Origin of the sequence: Mesorhizobium sp. L48C026A00, assembly GCF_000502375.1 — a bacterium.
GTDB lineage: Bacteria > Pseudomonadota > Alphaproteobacteria > Rhizobiales > Rhizobiaceae > Mesorhizobium > Mesorhizobium muleiense.
The window spans coordinates 322,698-338,776 of sequence record NZ_AYWU01000005.1 but is presented as its reverse complement, the minus strand read 5'-3'; the positions used below and the strand labels follow the sequence as shown (position 1 = coordinate 338,776).

General features: G+C 62.8%; 17 protein-coding genes and 1 pseudogene. 8 read left to right on the top strand and 10 right to left on the bottom strand.

Annotated features, from left to right (window positions below; genetic code table 11):
- Positions 1-108: 108 nt before the first annotated feature.
- Positions 109-1,317 carry an AI-2E family transporter gene (locus X738_RS53975; protein ID WP_023798433.1) on the top strand — a complete coding sequence of 403 codons (1,209 nt, stop codon included), beginning with the start codon at positions 109-111 and terminating at the stop codon, positions 1,315-1,317.
- Here X738_RS53975 and X738_RS53970 read toward each other — a convergent pair.
- The 3 genes from X738_RS53970 to X738_RS53960 all read right to left on the bottom strand — a co-directional run bounded on the left by X738_RS53970 (position 1,305) and on the right by X738_RS53960 (position 3,696).
- The gene (locus tag X738_RS53970) at positions 1,305-2,201 is read right to left on the bottom strand and encodes a DMT family transporter (RefSeq protein ID WP_023798432.1); all 897 of its coding nucleotides are present in this window, start codon (positions 2,199-2,201) and stop codon (positions 1,305-1,307) included. The two genes, X738_RS53975 and X738_RS53970, sit on opposite strands and share 13 nt — an antisense overlap.
- A gap of 128 nt (positions 2,202-2,329) precedes the next feature.
- Positions 2,330-3,094, bottom strand: a complete 765-nt coding sequence (locus X738_RS53965) for an arginyltransferase (RefSeq protein WP_023798431.1) — start codon at positions 3,092-3,094, stop codon at positions 2,330-2,332.
- 137 nt (positions 3,095-3,231) lie between these two features.
- Positions 3,232-3,696, bottom strand: coding sequence for an RDD family protein (locus X738_RS53960; protein ID WP_023798430.1), 465 nt, complete (start codon positions 3,694-3,696; stop codon positions 3,232-3,234).
- 223 nt (positions 3,697-3,919) lie between these two features.
- On the opposite strand from X738_RS53960, the gene sthA reads away from it, so the two are divergent.
- Positions 3,920-5,308, top strand: coding sequence for a Si-specific NAD(P)(+) transhydrogenase (gene sthA / locus X738_RS53955; RefSeq protein ID WP_023798429.1), 1,389 nt, complete (start codon positions 3,920-3,922; stop codon positions 5,306-5,308).
- A gap of 13 nt (positions 5,309-5,321) precedes the next feature.
- On the opposite strand, the gene X738_RS53950 is transcribed toward sthA, so the two are convergent.
- Positions 5,322-5,993 carry an alpha/beta hydrolase gene (locus tag X738_RS53950; RefSeq protein WP_023798428.1) on the bottom strand — a complete coding sequence of 224 codons (672 nt, stop codon included), beginning with the start codon at positions 5,991-5,993 and terminating at the stop codon, positions 5,322-5,324.
- 203 nt (positions 5,994-6,196) lie between these two features.
- On the opposite strand from X738_RS53950, the gene X738_RS53945 reads away from it, so the two are divergent.
- Entirely contained in the window at positions 6,197-7,414 is a 1,218-nt protein-coding gene (locus X738_RS53945) for an OpgC family protein (protein ID WP_023798426.1), read from the top strand.
- A 9-nt stretch (positions 7,415-7,423) separates the two neighbouring features.
- On the opposite strand, the gene X738_RS53940 is transcribed toward X738_RS53945, so the two are convergent.
- Complete coding sequence (locus tag X738_RS53940; RefSeq protein ID WP_023798425.1) at positions 7,424-8,506, bottom strand: LacI family DNA-binding transcriptional regulator; 1,083 nt, start codon at positions 8,504-8,506, stop codon at positions 7,424-7,426.
- A gap of 136 nt (positions 8,507-8,642) precedes the next feature.
- Here X738_RS53940 and X738_RS85970 point away from each other — a divergent pair, with 136 nt between their 5' ends.
- A complete protein-coding gene (locus tag X738_RS85970) occupies positions 8,643-8,783 on the top strand; it encodes a hypothetical protein (protein ID WP_023798424.1) in 141 nt (46 codons plus the stop codon).
- Between the two features lie 69 nt (positions 8,784-8,852).
- Complete coding sequence (locus tag X738_RS85965; protein ID WP_023798423.1) at positions 8,853-9,017, top strand: hypothetical protein; 165 nt, start codon at positions 8,853-8,855, stop codon at positions 9,015-9,017.
- A 32-nt stretch (positions 9,018-9,049) separates the two neighbouring features.
- On the opposite strand, the gene X738_RS53935 is transcribed toward X738_RS85965, so the two are convergent.
- Together X738_RS53935 and X738_RS53930 are read right to left on the bottom strand one after the other, a co-directional pair.
- On the bottom strand, positions 9,050-9,424 hold the full coding sequence (locus X738_RS53935) for a DUF423 domain-containing protein (RefSeq protein ID WP_023798422.1): 375 nt from the start codon (positions 9,422-9,424) through the stop codon (positions 9,050-9,052).
- Positions 9,425-9,458: 34 nt separating this feature from the next.
- Positions 9,459-10,712 carry a multidrug efflux MFS transporter gene (locus tag X738_RS53930; protein ID WP_023798421.1) on the bottom strand — a complete coding sequence of 418 codons (1,254 nt, stop codon included), beginning with the start codon at positions 10,710-10,712 and terminating at the stop codon, positions 9,459-9,461.
- Between the two features lie 149 nt (positions 10,713-10,861).
- Here X738_RS53930 and X738_RS53925 point away from each other — a divergent pair, with 149 nt between their 5' ends.
- A complete protein-coding gene (locus X738_RS53925; RefSeq protein ID WP_023798420.1) occupies positions 10,862-11,119 on the top strand; it encodes a DUF982 domain-containing protein in 258 nt (85 codons plus the stop codon).
- A 269-nt stretch (positions 11,120-11,388) separates the two neighbouring features.
- Here X738_RS53925 and X738_RS82455 read toward each other — a convergent pair whose 3' ends face one another.
- Complete coding sequence (locus X738_RS82455) at positions 11,389-11,547, bottom strand: hypothetical protein (RefSeq protein ID WP_023798419.1); 159 nt, start codon at positions 11,545-11,547, stop codon at positions 11,389-11,391.
- Positions 11,548-11,750: 203 nt separating this feature from the next.
- On the opposite strand from X738_RS82455, the gene X738_RS53920 reads away from it, so the two are divergent.
- Positions 11,751-12,722: a glycosyl transferase family 90 gene (locus X738_RS53920; protein ID WP_023798418.1), complete on the top strand. Its 972-nt coding sequence runs from the start codon at positions 11,751-11,753 to the stop codon at positions 12,720-12,722.
- 35 nt (positions 12,723-12,757) lie between these two features.
- Here X738_RS53920 and X738_RS53915 read toward each other — a convergent pair whose 3' ends face one another.
- On the bottom strand, positions 12,758-13,801 hold the full coding sequence (locus X738_RS53915) for an aldo/keto reductase (protein ID WP_023798417.1): 1,044 nt from the start codon (positions 13,799-13,801) through the stop codon (positions 12,758-12,760).
- 256 nt (positions 13,802-14,057) lie between these two features.
- Here X738_RS53915 and ppk2 point away from each other — a divergent pair.
- A pseudogene (gene ppk2 / locus X738_RS53910) lies at positions 14,058-14,979 on the top strand (polyphosphate kinase 2).
- Between the two features lie 273 nt (positions 14,980-15,252).
- Here the strand turns inward: ppk2 and X738_RS53905 are convergent.
- On the bottom strand, positions 15,253-15,897 hold the full coding sequence (locus X738_RS53905) for a dihydrofolate reductase family protein (protein WP_023798415.1): 645 nt from the start codon (positions 15,895-15,897) through the stop codon (positions 15,253-15,255).
- Positions 15,898-16,079: the final 182 nt, after the last annotated feature.

The window sequence follows — 16,079 nt, the reverse complement described above, 5'->3', positions numbered from 1 at the left end:
AGCAGCTCCATCCAAACATTTGGAATGTCGTCACGATTGCTGCACTATGTCGGTGCATAAGCATCGCTACATTAGGCGCGGACACACGCGTTTGGGAGAAATGGGCATTTGAAAGAAGCCAGGGTTCGGAAACCGGAAGGGCAGCAACGCCTGTTCGGCCTGTCGACGCCGGTCAGATCCGCCGTGATTCCGCCGCTGTCGGCGGCGCGGTGGCTGCTGGTGCTGATCGTTGCCGCCGGGGTCTATTTCTTTCATGGTTTCCTGGTCCCGGTGCTGGCTGCTCTGGTCATCGCCTTTGCCAGCTGGCCGCTCTATCGGCGGTTGCTTGCTGCCGTCGGCGGCAACCGCACGGTCGCCGCGACATTGGCGATCCTGTTCATCCTCGCCTTCCTGGTGGTGCCGATCGCGCTCGCCGGCGCCTACGCCAGCAACGAAGTCCGCGAATGGGTTGGCTGGGCGATCGAGACCAACCGCCATGGTGCGGTGACGCCGCACTGGATCGCCACGCTGCCGGTGGTCGGCGACTGGCTGAACGAGCAGTGGACGCGCAATCTCGGCCATCCCGGCGGCATCGGCGAGCTGATCCAGCTGATCAGCGGCGCCAACATCGGCAGCATCTACCGCGGCGTGCTGGCCGCCGGCGGCAGCGCCTTCGGCCTTCTGCTGGCGCTGCTGTTCATGATGATCGCGCTGTTCTTTGCCTATCGCGACGGCGAGCATTTCGCCGGGCAGGTCGACCGTCTCGGCGAACGCATCCTGCCGACCAGGTGGGAGCGGATTTCACGCGTCGTGCCGGCGACGATTTCCTCGACGGTGACCGGCATGACCATTATCGCCATCGGCGAGGGGGTGGTGCTGGGCGTGGCCTACTGGCTGGCCGGCGTGCCGTCGCCGGTGACGCTCGGCGCCCTGACCGGCATCATGGCGCTGATCCCCGGCGGCGCACCGCTGTCCTTCACGCTTGTTTCGATCTATCTCGCCGCCAGCGGCTCGCCGATGGCCGGTTTGGCGCTGTTCATCTGGGGAAGCGTCGAACTGTTCATCGTCGACAAGACATTGCGGCCGAAGCTGGTCGGTGGCCCGATAAAGCTGCCGTTCCTGCCGACCTTTTTCGGCCTGGTCGGCGGCGTCAAGACGATGGGCTTTCTTGGCCTGTTCATCGGTCCGGTGCTGATGGCGTTGCTGGTCGCGATCTGGCGCGAATGGCTGCGCGAGGTGGAATTGGCCGACGAGCTTGCCCCCGCAGCGCCGGCGGAACTCGAAGGGGCGCCGCCGCAAATCGAAATCGTTGCCGAGAAGAAGTCTCAGGCCGGGTGACGGACGGCAAGGGTGGCGCGGCGTTTTCGCCCCTCACGCAGCTGCCATAGCGAATGGGCGACCAGCGTGACGATCAGGATCGCACCGCCGATCAGGCTGTTGCGCGACGGCATCTCGGCAAAGATCATCCACATCCAGACCGGCGCCAGCACGGTTTCGAGCAGATAGAACATCGCCACTTCCGGTCCCGAAATATATTTCGGTCCGTTGGCGAGGCAGAAGAACGAGATCGGCATGATGACGGCGCCGTTGAAGATGATCCACCACGGCGCGTTCACCTGGAACCCTTCGCCCGAAACCATGAACACCGCGACGGCCAGGGGCAGGATCACGCCGATCAGCGAAGTGAACCCCATGTCCTTGCCGCTGGCGCGCGAGATGGTGATGGCCAGCGCAATGAAGAAAGCCGAGCACAACGCCATGAGATCACCGAACAGGTGGCCGGTGCCGATCGAATCGCCGACGATGATCGCGACGCCGACGATCATGACCAGCATCGCCATCACGGTGACCAGTCGCGGCTGCTCCTTCAGGAACAGCCAGGACAGCAGCGCCGCGAACACGGCGTTGAAGGCCAGGATGAAGACCAGATTGGCGGTCGTGGTGTGATAGATACTGATGACGAAGGTAACCGAGGTCAGGCCGTAGCACAGGGCGACGACGAGCCCTGACCAGCCGGGGATGAGCTGCGGCGCGTTACGGCTCAGCGAGCGCCACACGGCCCAGATGATCAGCGCCGCGACCAGGGTGGTGCCGGTGCGCAGCAGGAGGATCGTCCATGCGCCGCCGTCGGCGAGCCGGATCAATGGAATGTCGATGGTCAGCGTCAGCCCGCCGATGGCGGTGATGAGAAGGCCTTTTTGATGATCGTTGTGGGACGACATGGCAGTTCCCGCAATGAATTTGGAGGCAGGCGCAAAATTGGCCCAGCGTCTGGCGTTTCAGCCACGCAGCCGAAAACCAGAAGCATCCTCCCTTGAAGCAGTTTAAGGATGGTTGGCGAAAGAGCGGATCAGCGCGAAACCGCTTCGTGGTCGTAGCGTTCCCAGCCTTTCGGGCCGAGATGCTCCTGCGGCATGAAGCGCATCTTATAGTTCATCTTGCGCGAGCCGTTGACCCAGTAGCCAAGATAGACATGGGGCAAGCCCATCGCCCTGGCGCGAGCGATGTGGTCGAGGATCATGAAGGTGCCGAGCGAGCGGTCCTCGAAGTCCGGGTTGAAGTAGGAATAGACCATCGACAGGCCATCGGCCATCTTGTCGGTGAGGGCGACTGCCATCAGCTCGCCCTGGCCCTTGCCGGTAATAAAGCTGTCGGGGCCGCGGCGCCGGTATTCGATGACCTTGGTGTCGACATGCGTGTCCTCGACCATCATGGCGTAGTCGAGCACCGTCATGTCGGACATGCCGCCGCGGCGATGGCGGGCATCGAGATAGCTGCGGAAAAGCGAATACTGCTCGGTCGACGGTTGCGCGTCGTGCATCGCGCCGATGAGGTCTGAATTGTGCTGTATCACCCGCTTCATATTGCGGCTGGCAGTGAATTCCTGCGCCAGGATGCGCACCGAAACGCAGGCGCGGCAGGTCTCGCAGGCCGGCCGGTAAGCGATGTTCTGCGATCGCCGGAAGCCGCCTTGCGTCAACAGGTCGTTCATCTCCGATGCCTTGTCGCCGACCAGATGCGTGAACACCTTGCGCTCGAACTGGCCCTCAAGATACGGGCATGGCGACGGCGCGGTCAGGAAGAACTGCGGCGACTGGGTTGGATGCTGCGTCATCGACCCTTGGAAACACTCCTGCGAATCATCATACCTTTGGCGCGCACGGCGAAAAATTCAACAGGATTGTGAAAGCGTGGCTACCGGACGCCTTCACTTTGCACATAAATGCTCGCTGGGGCTGGTGAAAAGCTGTTTCAGCGGTCACTGCGGCTGACCACCGTGCCGAGCAGCAGGTCGTGCAGCGTGCGCTTGCGGTCGGCAAACAGCGACACCAGAAGGACCAGCGGCGTCAGGATGACGTTGCCGGCCCAGAACAGAACCGAATGCACCACCGCCGTCAGCCCGTCGATGCGGGTGCCGTCCAGACGGTCGAGCCGGATCCCCATCATCTTCATGCCCGTCGTGGCCTGGTCGGCGCTGCCGAGCGTGTTCCAGATGTAAAGGATGGCGACGGCCGGCACGAGGATGGAAAACAGCATCCAGCCAAGGCCAAGCGTCAAAATCCCGAGGAAGAACACCAGGATCGCGAACGGAATGGTGAGCAGCGCGACGATGCAATAATCGATGATGAAGGCGAGGACACGCCGCGTGCGCACGCCATCATAGGCCCTGACATCATCGAGCCTGCTGATTTCGCCGTCGAGAACGCGCGCGTTCATGTCATTTCCTCGCAATCAGGCCCGGCATAGGGTGCGGGCCGCCTGGTGTTGAAATGGTGAAGTCCTGCGGCGGAATCAAGATCGAGCCTTTTTTCGGCCCTGCTACCGGAGGCAACGCCGAATGTAGACTGGATCGGTTGAATTTGCAGCACGGATGACGTTAGTTTGCTGCAGCGCAACAAATACGGCAAAATGCGCCCAAGGGGCGAGGGACAGGGCCAATATGGACTACGACATGCTGGTCATCGGCAGCGGGCCCTCAGGGCGCCGCGCCGCGGTGCAGTCGGCCAAGCTCGGCAAATCCGTGCTGGTGGCCGACAGGGGCCGGCGCCTTGGCGGCGTGTCCGTGCATACCGGCACCATTCCGTCGAAGACCTTGCGGGAAACCGTGCTCAACCTCTCGGGCTGGCGCGAGCGCGGCTTCTACGGGCGCGGCTACCGGGTCAAGCAGGATATATCGGTCGGTGATCTGATCGAACGCCTGCACAAAACGCTCGATCACGAGGTCGAGGTGCTGCAGCACCAGTTCATGCGCAACACGGTCAAAAGCGCGCGCGCCACAGTCAAGTTTCTCGGTCCCAACAGAGCCAGCCTGACGACGGATACCGGCGACTACAGCGAGGTCGGTTTTGCGCATGCGCTGATCGCGGTCGGCACCCGCCCGCACCGGCCGCGCGACGTGCCCTTCGACAAGATCCGTGTCTTCGACAGCGACGAAATGCTGGAACTCGAGCGCCTGCCGCGGACGCTGACGGTGATCGGCGCCGGCGTCATCGGCGTCGAATACGCGACGATCTTTTCGGCGCTCGACGTGCCGGTGACGCTGGTCGAGCCGCGCGACAGCATCCTCGATTTCGTCGACCGTGAGATCGTCGACGATTTCATCCATCAGATGCGCGACCGCGGCATGACGATCCGGCTCGGCAGTGCGATCAAGGAGATCGCCTCGAAACCAGACTATGCCGAGGTGACGCTTGCCGAAGGCCGCAGCATACGCTCGGAGATGGTGCTTTATGCGGCGGGGCGCACCGGCAATGTCGGCGCGCTCGGCCTCGATGTGGTCGGCATCGAGGCCGACTCCCGGGGCCGCATCAAGGTCGACCCGCAGAGCTTCCGGACCAGTGCGCCGAACATCTATGCCGCCGGTGACGTCATCGGCTTTCCGAGCCTCGCCTCGACCTCGATGGAGCAGGGCAGGGTGGCCGCCTGCCATGCCTTCGGCGTGCCGTTGCCACCGCCGCCGGAAACCTTTCCCTACGGCATCTACGCCGTGCCGGAAATCTCGACCGTCGGCCAGTCCGAGGAGCAGGTGCGCGAGGGCGGCGGCGCCTATGAGGTCGGCGTGGCGCGCTTCCGCGAAACGTCGCGCGGCCATATTATGGGCGTCAACACCGGCTTCCTGAAGCTTCTGTTCTCGATCGAAACGCGCCGGCTGCTCGGCGCGCATATCGTCGGCGAGGGCGCAACCGAACTGATCCACATCGGCCAGGCGGTGATCAATCTCGGTGGCACCGTCGATTTTTTCGTAAACAACACCTTCAACTATCCGACGCTGGCCGAAGCCTACAAGATCGCCGGGCTGGATGCCTGGAACCGGATGGGGCGGGGATAGGGCGACGGGCTCATCAATTCGCCAGCGCGATGGCGGCTGCCGGGCCCGCCAGCCACTGCCTGACGATTTCAGCATCCCGGTCGCCGATTTCATGGCCGGAGGCGATGGTGTGGGCCTCGACCGCGGCGCCATGCGATTCGAGCAATGCGACCAACGCCGGGGCGAAGGGCGCGTAGGTCAGGTCATCTGCGCCGGCGATGATCAGCACGCGCGCTTTGGACAGATCGGCCGGGGGCACGTCGTCGAGCACCGGCATCGGGCGCAGCAACGCTGCCCGTTCGATGCGGCCGGAATGCAGCAGCATCACGCTCGAAACCAGATTGGCGCCGTTTGAATAGCCGAGGAAACTCGTCCGGGCGAGATCGAGACCGTGGCGCTTCGCGGCCGCGGTGATGAAGCCGGCGAAAGCGTCCGCCTCGGTGCGGATGCTCTCCTGTTCGAAGCGCGTCGGCGTGATCCGCGCGAACCAGCGGAAACCGTCCTCCTGGGCGATACGGCCGCGCACCGCCACCAGCACGGCGCGCGGTGCGATTTGCCGCGCCAGCGCCACCAGCGTCGTCTCGTCGACGCCGGACCCGTGCAGCAGGAAAAGGCATTCGCCGCTCGCATCCACGGGCCGGTAAAGGCGGTAGAAAAACGGCAGGTCGCGCCGCAAAAAGCCGTCTTCCGGAGGTTTTTCGGCCATATTGCATCCTATTGATTTCGTGTGGTTTTTATTCATTTGCCGGCTTCAAAACGGAATATTTTCGAGCTCCTTCAAAGTTGATTGAACCGGGCGCATTTCAGTCCGTTTGTTTGCCGATATGCTCCTGCGGGAGGAATCGAAGCGGTGCGTCCGGCGGTCGCATCGATCGCGGCATGAACAACCAGCTTTGAGGCCTTTTATCGATGACCATGCCAATTTCACCGGATCGCGGGCCGCGTATCCCGGATCGCGGGCCGCGTATCCCGGATCGCGATACGCGCATCGATGTGTTCCGCGCTCTCGCTCTGCTGATCATATTCGTCGACCATGTCCCGGGCACGGTTTTCGAGACTCTGACCTACAAGAATTTCGGCTTTTCGGATGCCGCCGAGGCCTTCGTGCTGATCTCCGGGATGTCCGTCGCGCTCGCCTACGGCTCAAAATTCCAGTCCGGAGACCGGCTCCTGGCGACACTGAAATTGTGGCGCCGCGCCGGAGTGCTCTATGTTGCCCACATCGTCACGACGATGGCGGTGCTGGCCATCTTCTGCGCGGCGGCGATGTTCGCGAAGCGGCCGGACATGCTGACGCTGATCAACATCGAGCCGTTGATCTGGGACCCGCAACATGTGCTGATCGGCATCGTCACGCTTGGCCATCAGCTTGGCTACAACAATATCCTGCCGGTCTATGCGGTGCTGCTGCTGATGGCGCCAACCTTCCTGCTGTTCATCAGCTACCGGCCTTTCACGGCGCTCGCCCTGTCCGGAACTCTGTGGCTGGTTGCCGGGATCTACCAGATCGCCCCGCCAAATTATCCGGAGCCGGGCTTCTGGTTCCTCAATCCGCTGTCGTGGCAGTTCCTCTTCAACATCGGCCTGGCGAGCATGCTGCACATCCGGCGCGGCGGCGTCATTCCGGTCAATCGCTGGCTGGTCGGCGCGTCGGCGGCCTATGTCGCGACGGCGTTGGTCTGGGTGCACAGCCCGCTATGGGGGCACGTGTCGTGGCTGAACCTGCCGGTGGTGCTGACCGGCTTCGACAAGACCTTCCTGTCGCTGCCGAGGCTGCTGCACATCCTGGCGGTGAGCTATCTGATTGTGGCGTTTCCTTCTGTCTCCAACCTGTTCCGCACCAGCCGCGACCATCCGCTCGCCATATTGGGCAAGCGATCGCTGCCGGTTTTCATCACCGGCACGGTGATTGCCATGGCGGCGCAGGTGATGAAACTGATCAACCCGGGCGGATTTGCCTATGACAGCCTGCTGATCGCCGCCGGCATCGCCGTGCAGTTCGCGCTCGCCTATTATCTCGAATGGCTGTCTTCTATTGGCGGCAACAGCAAGCCGGTCCGCAGCCAGGCGCCGCCGATCCATGCATCCTTCGGCGTGGGGACCATGGCGGCAGGCGTTAATAGGTAGACGCCAGGCTCAGGCTGCCTTGGGCGGCGGTCCCGAAGATGCCCTGACGACAAGCTCGACGCCAAGCGTCTCGCGCCGCACCGTGCCGTCGAAATCGAGGATCGTTCGCGCCGCCCGGCGGCCGATCTCGGCGATTGGCTGCGCGACCGTGGTCAGCGGAGGATCGCAAAGTGCGGCGTCAGGCACGCCGTCGAAGCCGACGACGGAGACGTCGCCGGGAACCGCAATGCCACGCGCGGCCAACCATTCGATCGCGACCATGGCGATCCGGTCCGACATCGCCAGGATGGCGGTCGGCTGCGCTGCCGAGGCGAAGATCGTTTCGAGGCCGGCCCTTGTGCTGGCTTCGTCGTTTTCGGTCTCGTATACCGGTATCCCGGCGGTATCGACGCCATACCGGGAAAACGCCTCGAAATAGCCGACGAGGCGATCGCGCGTGCCGGTGTAAAGGGCCGTCCGGACCTTCTCCGGCGAGACAAGGCCGGTGCTGCCGTCGGCGAAGGGCAGCGCCAGCACGGCAAAGCGCCGATGGCCAAGCTCGGCGAGATGCTGCGCCGCCAGGCGGGCGCCGGCGACATTGTCGACGCCGATTGCCGAAACGGTGTCGTCGTCGAAGCCGAGCTCAAGCGCGACAAAGGGGAGTTTGCGTTCGCGCGTCAGTTCGACAAGCCGTGAACCGCCCTCGATGCAGAACAGGATGAAGCCGTCGACGAGCGCGCTCTGGATGTTCCAGGCAAGTTTTTCCTGGTTGCCGGCCGATACCAGCGCTATTCCCGCGCCGGTGGCGTCACAGGCCTCGGAAATGCCGGCCATCATCGCGCGGGCAAAGGGATCGTCGAAGAAATAGGACAGCGGCTCGGTCGTGGCGACGCCGATCGCGTTGACCTTGCCGGCGCGCAGCAGCCGACCCTTCGGGTCGGGACCGGCATAGCCCATCGCCTCGGCCGCCGCCTTGACCCGTTCGCGGACTTCCTCGCGCACGATCTCGGGACGGCTGAACACGTTGGAGGCGGTGCCGTGCGAAACCCCGGCGGCCTTGGCGATGTCGGCCAGCCGGATGGGTCTAGTATTGCTTTCGCTGGATGATGCCATTTTTCTGCTCCAGCCTGCTATCTAGCACCTTTGTTGGATCGATTCAAATTTTGCTTGACATCAGCGCGGTCCAAGTCTACTTTTGAATCGATCCAATTGAGTATCGTCATTGGATCGATTCAGCAAGGAGCGAGCCATGCACCCCGTCAATTATCTGTTCGAAGACATCTATCGCAACGACTGGAGCATAATTTCGAAGCCGGAGACCCGGACGCGTCGAGGCAGCGCCGGCTGGATCCGCGATCTGCAATTTCTCGTGGAGCGCAAGCGGAGCTGATCGGCAGCGCTTTTTTCATGCCTGTCGATTGGATCGATTCAAACCTCAAGTCGAAGAGGAAACCAAGCCATGCACCCGATCAACCATCTGTTCGAAGAGATCTATCGCAACTATTGGGGCATCTCGCCGGCCATCGACAGGCCGGAGCGGCGGCGCCTGGCCAAGCGGGCGGCACGCAATCGCGACCTGCCGGTCCGGCCCGAGCGCCGGCAAGAGTGGCCATCGTCTGACTGACCGTCGTTTGGCGGAAGCCGAATCCGGCCGCCTCAGGAGCGCGGGCGCCTCAGCGCCGAGGCCGCAACGGCCAGCCAGCCGGCGATGAGCAAGGTGCCGCCGATCGGCGCCGACATCGAAAAAAGCCGCGAGCCGAGGAAGTCGCGGGCAAGGAGATCGCCGCAGAACAAGACAAGCCCGACGAGAAGAATAAGGCTTGCGGTTCGCATGATCCGGTTTGCGCCAACGAGGCCGACGGCAAGGAAGACCGGTGCATGCATGAGCAGGAAGGTCGCGACCGTGCCGACGAAAGCGCCGCCCAGATGTGCCGCCGCGGCAGAAAGCGCCACACCGGCCGCGCCGCACAGGCCGCCGGCGAAAACAAGGATGCGGCCGATGCCGCTTGCTGGGTGGTCGGCTGTGCTCATGGCTTGGACTCCGTGAAGTGGCCCGCAAACGGTGTCAGGATTTGCCCGCCTGCACCAGCATGTCGCGTGCGCGGCGCGACTGGACCAGCCAGTTATACGCCGCTCCGCCCGCCATCAGCACGGATGTGCCGAGAAACACCGTGCGCATGCCGAAATGACCGCCGACGAAGCCGCCGAGCAGCGGGCCGGCAACCTGTCCGACATACTGCGCCGAGATCGACAGACCGAGCACATTGCCGCCGACGCCGTCCGGAACATTATGGCGGATGACACTGGTGATGCAGGGCAAGAGGCCGCCAAGCGCCAGTCCCATCAGAAAACGCAGGCCGACGAGCTGCCAGCCCTGGGTGACGAAAGCCTGCGGGATCAGCAGCAGCGCCGAAACGGCAAGCGCCGCGATGATGACGTTCCAGTGGCCAACGCGGTCGGCGAGCCTGCCGAGACGCGAGGCCGACAGGATGGCGCCAAGTGCCGCCGCCGACATGACCACGCCGGACATCAGCGTGACCCGGCTTTGGTCCTCGATGATCTGTTGCACATAGACAGCGATGATCGGCTCGATCGACATGGTGGCGAAACTCAGCAGCGTGCCGGTCACCAGCATGGCGACGATCGGGCGCTTGTCCGGGACTTGCGACCAGCCGCCTTTCGGCTTCTCGGTCGATGCCGATTTGTCGGTTTCCGGGCGAGGGTTCTCCTTGATGAGAAAGGTCGTTGCCAGGAACGCCAGGAAAATCATGCCGCCGGCGACCAGGAAGGTGGCGCGGATGCCGATCAAGGGCGGCAGCGCGCCGCCGAGCAGGGGACCGACGAGGGCGCCGCCGGTGATGCCGGCCGACAGCACGCCGAGCGCCCAGCCCGACCGCTCCTTCGGCGTCTGCATGGCGACGAGAATGGTCGAGCCCGAGGAATAGCCACCGGCGAAACCGATCAGCAGGCGTAGCAGCACCAATTGCCAGACGGTCTCCACCATGCCGGTCAGCGACATGCAGACGGCCATGCCGAAACTGGCGCGCACCAGCATCAGCTTGCGGCCGTAGCGGTCGCCAAGCCGTCCCCACAGCGGCGCGACCAGCGCGGCGGCGAAGAAGGTCGCGCCATAGGCGATGCCGGACCACTGCACAACAGCCGCGTGGCCCTCGGCGCCCAGCTGCTCGACGTAAAGCGGCAGGAAGGGCAACAGCAGCGTCATGGCGACAAGCGTGCTGAACGAGCCGGCAAAGCACACGGCGAGATTGCGGCGCCAATGGATATTGTGGGCGCCTTGGGTGGCAGGGTCTTGCGGCATGTCTGTCCTGTCCGGCAGTCTCTCGACGGCATCATTGCACAAGAACTGGCGCAGCCTGCCTGCCAGGGGACTAGCCAGCGTCGCGGGGTGATTGCGGTGGCAACCACTTTCGCACTCGCTTCGCGAGCGGCGATGGCGTAAGAGCGGCGATGGAAAACAACCGATTTGAAACACCCGTGACCGTCAAGGGCGCGGCGGGAACCACTCAGCTCTTGCGCACGGCCCGCGAGGCTTCCGACTACCTCCTCAACAACTGGCCCGGCAAGCGCAGTCCAAAGCATCGCGAAGCGCTGCAGGCCTGCCATGATGCGCTGGCCGGCGACAAACCGGCAATGATCGCAAGGCGTGCCTTCATCGCCGCCGCCCGCGAAGTGAACGTTTTCGTCAGCGACAAGGCGCCGGTCTGAAGACGCAGCGAAATCTGATCTGATCCGCCTCGCGGGCCGGGTGCGCTTTTACTAAGGGGCAATCGCTTCAGCTTGCGCTGCCCCTCTTGCCCTGCCCGTCCTCCGCAGCAGCTGCGCTGCAGCTGCGGAGGGTGGACCGGGCATTTCCCACCGGACGGGAGAAAGCGGCCTGCACCAAGGGTTTCGCCAATCTCCGGCGTTGCAGAAAGCGCGCCAAAGTTGCGGCCAGTTCCCTTCTCGCCGTCACTATGAAGCGATTGCCCTGCAGTTTACTCTGCGGTTTCCGTTTCGGTCTCGGACGTGGTCTCGTCTTCCGGCTTCGAACGTTCCTTGGCTGCAACCTTGGCCGCTTGCTTTTCCGCCTTCTTGGCAGCCTTCTGCCGGTCGCGTTCCTTGCGTTCCTGGCCGTAATTCGGTGCTCGCGCCATATCTCTTCCTTTCACAATCCCAAAGGTTCTTAGCCCTGCCTAGGAGCATTGGGCTACAAACACAACACCGCAAAGAGCGATCGGCTCCATGGACAGCCAGGCAGGCCGGCTGAACACGGTTTTGTGGCTTGCAAGATAGCCGGCACAATGGTGTAGGAGGGACCGGGGGGCAAATCACAAGCCGATTTTTCACCAAGTGACCGATGGCCACCCTTCAAAGAAACGCACAGAAGCTATTCTACTATGCGCGCAATGCCGTGCGCGATATCGCACCGCAGGCGCTGTTCCGCCGCAGGCTCGCCGGGTTGCTCGATCAGGCCAGGCTTTCGGACGGATCGGTCCGCGCGCGTCTCAACTGCTATAGCAGATTGCAGGACGCTTTCGCGCCGAGCGGCGGGGCCGTGCCGGTCAGCCGGCTACCGAGAGGCCGGAGCATGTATTACTACGATCTGAAGGAATTTACCCGCTACTTCGATCCCGACTTGCGCATCGATCTCGAATTCGGCGACGTCGTCGACGTGCCTGCGATGCCGTCGATCGTCAAGGATCGGCCGATCGCCGGCGACAACAGCAACGGGGTGCTGTTCAAGCTCAACAAGTTCCGCCACTTCCACATGCCCGCCGACGATGTAGCCTTCGCGGACAAGCTTCCGGTTGCGGTGTGGCGCGGCGAGCTCAACAACCCGATAAGGACCTTGCTTCTGGAGGTTGCGCGCGATCTGCCCTTTTGCGATGTCGGAACGCCCAAACCGACGGCAGCGCCGGAATATCGCAAGCCTTATCTGAGCATCGACCAGCAGCGGCGCTGTCGCTACATCATTTCGCTCGAAGGCAACGATGTGGCGACCAACTTGAAATGGGTCATGAGTTCGAATTCGCTGTGCCTGATGCCACCGTCGACATATGAGACATGGTTCGCCGAAAGCGAACTCGTGGCTGGTGTTCACTATGTGCCGCTCGAACCCGATTTCACGGATCTTGCCGAGCGGGTGCAATATCTCGAACGGCATCCGACTGAGGCCGAACGCATCGTTGCCGCCGCCAACGCTTATTGCCGCAAGTTCGCCGACGAGCGGGCCGAGCAGGCGATCTGCTTGCTCGTGCTCTACAAATATTTCGTGCTCAGCGGCCAGATTGAGCCTGATCCCGAGGTCTGGCGTTTTATTTCAGGATAAGCCCGCGGCGATTTCGACCCTGATCCGGATCGTTGTCAGATGTCCTCCCGGTCAAGAACCAGATCGGCCGGACCAAACCGGTCTTTTGCCGTGAATTGCTGGTGCCAATAGGGGTAGAGAACGGGCGGGCGGCTCACAGCGTCGAGGCGTGCGCGCTCATCGCTGGTCAGCACCAGGCTGGCTGCGGCGATATTGTCCTTGAACTGCGCTTCGGTCCGTCCGCCGATCACCAGCGAACTGACCGCGGGCCGGCCGAGCAGCCAGGCAAGCGCCACCTGCGCCGCCGAAACGCCATGGTTCTCGCCGATATGGGCAAGCACGTCGACGATCCGCCACAGCCGGTCCTCGTCGCGGATCGGCGGTTCGGTCCAGCCGCTGATCTGGCGGGCGGTGGCCTGGTCGCGGTGGTATTTGCCGGACAGCAGTCCACCGGCGAGCGGGCTCCATACCAGCACGCCAAGCCCCTGGTCGACCGAGATCGGCAGCAGTTCATATTCGGCTTCGCGCGCTTCCAGCGTGTAGTGGATCTGCTGGGTGACGAAGCGCGGCTGGTGCTGGCGGTCGCTGATCCCCAGCGCCTTCATCACTTGCCAGCCGGAATAGTTGGAGCAGCCGACATAGCGGATCTTGCCCTGGCTGACGAGCGTGTCGAGCGCGGCGATGGTCTCTTCGAGCGGCGTCGTGCCGTCCCATTCGTGCAGGAAATAGATGTCGATGACGTCGGTCCTGAGGCGCTTCAGGCTCTTCTCGCACTCGCGGATCAGATGATAGCGCGACAGGCCCTCATCGTTGGGACCGCCGCCGATCCGCATGCGCGCCTTGGAGGCGATCAGCACATCGCCCTTGCGTTTGCCGCCGAGCGCTTCGCCGATGATCTCTTCCGAAAGCCCGTTCGAATAGACATTGGCGGTGTCGATGAGATTGATGCCGGCATCGATGCAGAGGTCGATCATCCGGCGTGCCTCGTCGAGATCGGTCTTGCCGACCGCCGAAAATGCGCCAGCGCCGCCAAAAGTCATGGTGCCCATGGTCAGCGTCGAAACCTTCAGCCCGGAACGGCCGAGTGTGCGGTATTCCATGTCAGATCCTCGCGATTGCGTTGAAAAGGGTGCTTTGAAGGTTGCTCGGGGAAACCTGGCATTTGTAGGACAATTCGAGCCGCTTGTCGTGCGTGCCAGGCAGGCTGATCGATCACATCTCGCGGAGTTGGGCGACCGGCGTGCGGGCCGGCTGCAATAAAACCGTCATTGCCGGCCTATATGCAAGTCGGCTCAAGGTGTCCGATCTCGGCCGGCAGGCCGAGGCCGACGCGGGCGTGCACGCGGAGCAGCATAAATGACCGAAGCAAAACAGAATTCTCCCGCCAGGGATTGGCTGGAAGCGGAACTCGCCGACACGCTCGACGAGGACTACGAGCTGGAGATGTCGGAACCGGCGCTGTCGCTGGAAATCGCCAAGATCTACAAGAACGCGCATCCGCCCTCGATGGATCGCCTGCAATATTTTCGCGACCTGATCACGCTGCAATCCGAATTGATCAAGCTGCAGTCCTGGGTGGCTTACACCAGGAAGAAGCTGGTGGTGGTTTTCGAGGGCCGCGATTCGGCCGGCAAGGGGGGCGTCATCAAGCGCATCACCCAGCGGCTCAATCCGCGCATCTGCCGCGTCGTCGCACTTCCGGCGCCGACCGAGCGCGAGAAATCGCAATGGTATTTTCAGCGCTACGTGCCGCATCTGCCGGCAGGCGGCGAGATCGTGCTGTTCGACCGCTCCTGGGTATAACCGCTCCGGCGTCGAACGTGTGATGGGCTTCGCCGAGCCGGACCAGGTCGAGGAGTTTTTTCGCGACGTGCCGGAGTTCGAGCGCATGCTGGTCCGCTCCGGCATCACCCTGGTCAAATACTGGTTCTCCATCACCGACGAGGAGCAGCAGATGCGCTTCCAGATGCGCATCCATGATCCGATGAAGCAGTGGAAGCTGTCGCCGATGGACCTGCAGTCGCGCGTGCGCTGGGAACAGTACACCAAGGCCAAGGAAGAGACCTTCGCCCGCACCAACATTCCCGAAGCCCCCTGGTTCATCGTCGAGGGCAACGACAAGAAGCGGGCGCGGCTGAACTGCATCGATCATCTCCTCAAGCAGATGCCTTACGAGGAAGTGCCGCATGAAGAGATCACGCTGCCCGACCGCGTCTTCAATCCAGAATACGAGCGCCAGGTGCTGCCGCGCGAGCTGTATGTTCCGGAGAAGTATTGATTCATGTCTCCCCTTCTCCCCGTCACTATACGGGGAAAAGGTGCCGGCAGCCGGATGAGGGGCTGCGCCAACCTCGACAATTTGCCCCCCAATGTCACTGCGTGGGGACAAAAATTATTCTGATGCATATTGCGAGAGGGCGTGTTGTCCGGCAGCTTAACCTTTCATCGATTGCGCCGCCCCTCATTGCCCTGCCGGGCATTTCTCCCCGTATAGTGACGGGGAGAAAGGGGCCTGCACCGAGGCTTTCGCCAACAGGGCAGACGAAACTCCCTAATCGCGCTCGATGGTGACATGCATGGCATTCGGCGTGCCCACCTGCTCGCTGCAGCGGTAGCCGAGCTTGACCATGTCGATGCCGGCAAAAAGGTTCTCGCCTGAGCCGAGCAGCATCGGCGATATCGCCAGATGCATGTCGTCGATGAGCTTTTCCCTCAGATATTGCCGGATCGTGGCGACGCCGCCGCCGAGCCGGACATCCTTGCCGTCAGCCGCGGCTTTCGCCTTTTCCAGCGCCGAGTGAATGCCGTCGGTCACGAAATGGAAGGTCGTGCCGCCCTCCATGACGATAGGATCCCGCGGATGGTGGGTGAGCACGAAGACCGGCACATGGTAGGGCGGATTGTCTCCCCACCAGCCCTTCCAGGTGTCATCGGGCCAAGCGCCGCGGATCGGTCCGAACATGTTGCGGCCCATGATCCATGCGCCGGTGTTTTCGAAGCTGCGCGTTACGAACGCGTCGTCGGTATCCGTGGTCCCGCCATCTTCGCCGGACATGTTGCGGAAGGTTCGGGTGCCGAACATCCATGTGTGCAGGGCTTCCCCGCCGACGCCCAGCGGCTCTTTCAGGTCCTGGTCGGGACCGGCGCCGAAGCCGTCGATAGATACGGTGAAAGCGTTGACGCGAAGCTTTGACATGAGGACCTCCCTCTAATCCAGTTGTGAAATGCAAGCAGTTGCTTCTATCTAGACCGATTGCGTTTTGCAAGCGGTATTTCGCTGCCGAGCAGAAAGCGGCTCGTTTGGCTCGCAAAGAAGCGGTAGTTGCAGCAGCTACTTGCGCCGCGACGCCTCGAGTATGCGCTCGACAGCTAGGCGGA

What these genes read in the sequence shown, in the direction of transcription:
- X738_RS53970 (WP_023798432.1), bottom strand. Translation starts at nt 2,201, where the DNA reads ATGTCGTCCCACAACGATCATCAAAAAGGCCTTCTCATCACCGCCATC.
- X738_RS53920 (WP_023798418.1), top strand. Translation starts at nt 11,751, where the DNA reads ATGGCCACCCTTCAAAGAAACGCACAGAAGCTATTCTACTATGCGCGC.
- X738_RS53960 (WP_023798430.1), bottom strand. Translation starts at nt 3,696, where the DNA reads ATGAACGCGCGCGTTCTCGACGGCGAAATCAGCAGGCTCGATGATGTC.
- X738_RS53915 (WP_023798417.1), bottom strand. Translation starts at nt 13,801, where the DNA reads ATGGAATACCGCACACTCGGCCGTTCCGGGCTGAAGGTTTCGACGCTG.
- X738_RS53950 (WP_023798428.1), bottom strand. Translation starts at nt 5,993, where the DNA reads ATGGCCGAAAAACCTCCGGAAGACGGCTTTTTGCGGCGCGACCTGCCG.
- sthA (WP_023798429.1), top strand. Translation starts at nt 3,920, where the DNA reads ATGGACTACGACATGCTGGTCATCGGCAGCGGGCCCTCAGGGCGCCGC.
- X738_RS82455 (WP_023798419.1), bottom strand. Translation starts at nt 11,547, where the DNA reads ATGGCGCGAGCACCGAATTACGGCCAGGAACGCAAGGAACGCGACCGG.
- X738_RS53935 (WP_023798422.1), bottom strand. Translation starts at nt 9,424, where the DNA reads ATGAGCACAGCCGACCACCCAGCAAGCGGCATCGGCCGCATCCTTGTT.
- X738_RS53945 (WP_023798426.1), top strand. Translation starts at nt 6,197, where the DNA reads ATGACCATGCCAATTTCACCGGATCGCGGGCCGCGTATCCCGGATCGC.
- X738_RS53940 (WP_023798425.1), bottom strand. Translation starts at nt 8,506, where the DNA reads ATGGCATCATCCAGCGAAAGCAATACTAGACCCATCCGGCTGGCCGAC.
- X738_RS53905 (WP_023798415.1), bottom strand. Translation starts at nt 15,897, where the DNA reads ATGTCAAAGCTTCGCGTCAACGCTTTCACCGTATCTATCGACGGCTTC.
- X738_RS53965 (WP_023798431.1), bottom strand. Translation starts at nt 3,094, where the DNA reads ATGACGCAGCATCCAACCCAGTCGCCGCAGTTCTTCCTGACCGCGCCG.
- X738_RS85965 (WP_023798423.1), top strand. Translation starts at nt 8,853, where the DNA reads ATGCACCCGATCAACCATCTGTTCGAAGAGATCTATCGCAACTATTGG.
- X738_RS53925 (WP_023798420.1), top strand. Translation starts at nt 10,862, where the DNA reads ATGGAAAACAACCGATTTGAAACACCCGTGACCGTCAAGGGCGCGGCG.
- X738_RS53930 (WP_023798421.1), bottom strand. Translation starts at nt 10,712, where the DNA reads ATGCCGCAAGACCCTGCCACCCAAGGCGCCCACAATATCCATTGGCGC.
- X738_RS85970 (WP_023798424.1), top strand. Translation starts at nt 8,643, where the DNA reads ATGCACCCCGTCAATTATCTGTTCGAAGACATCTATCGCAACGACTGG.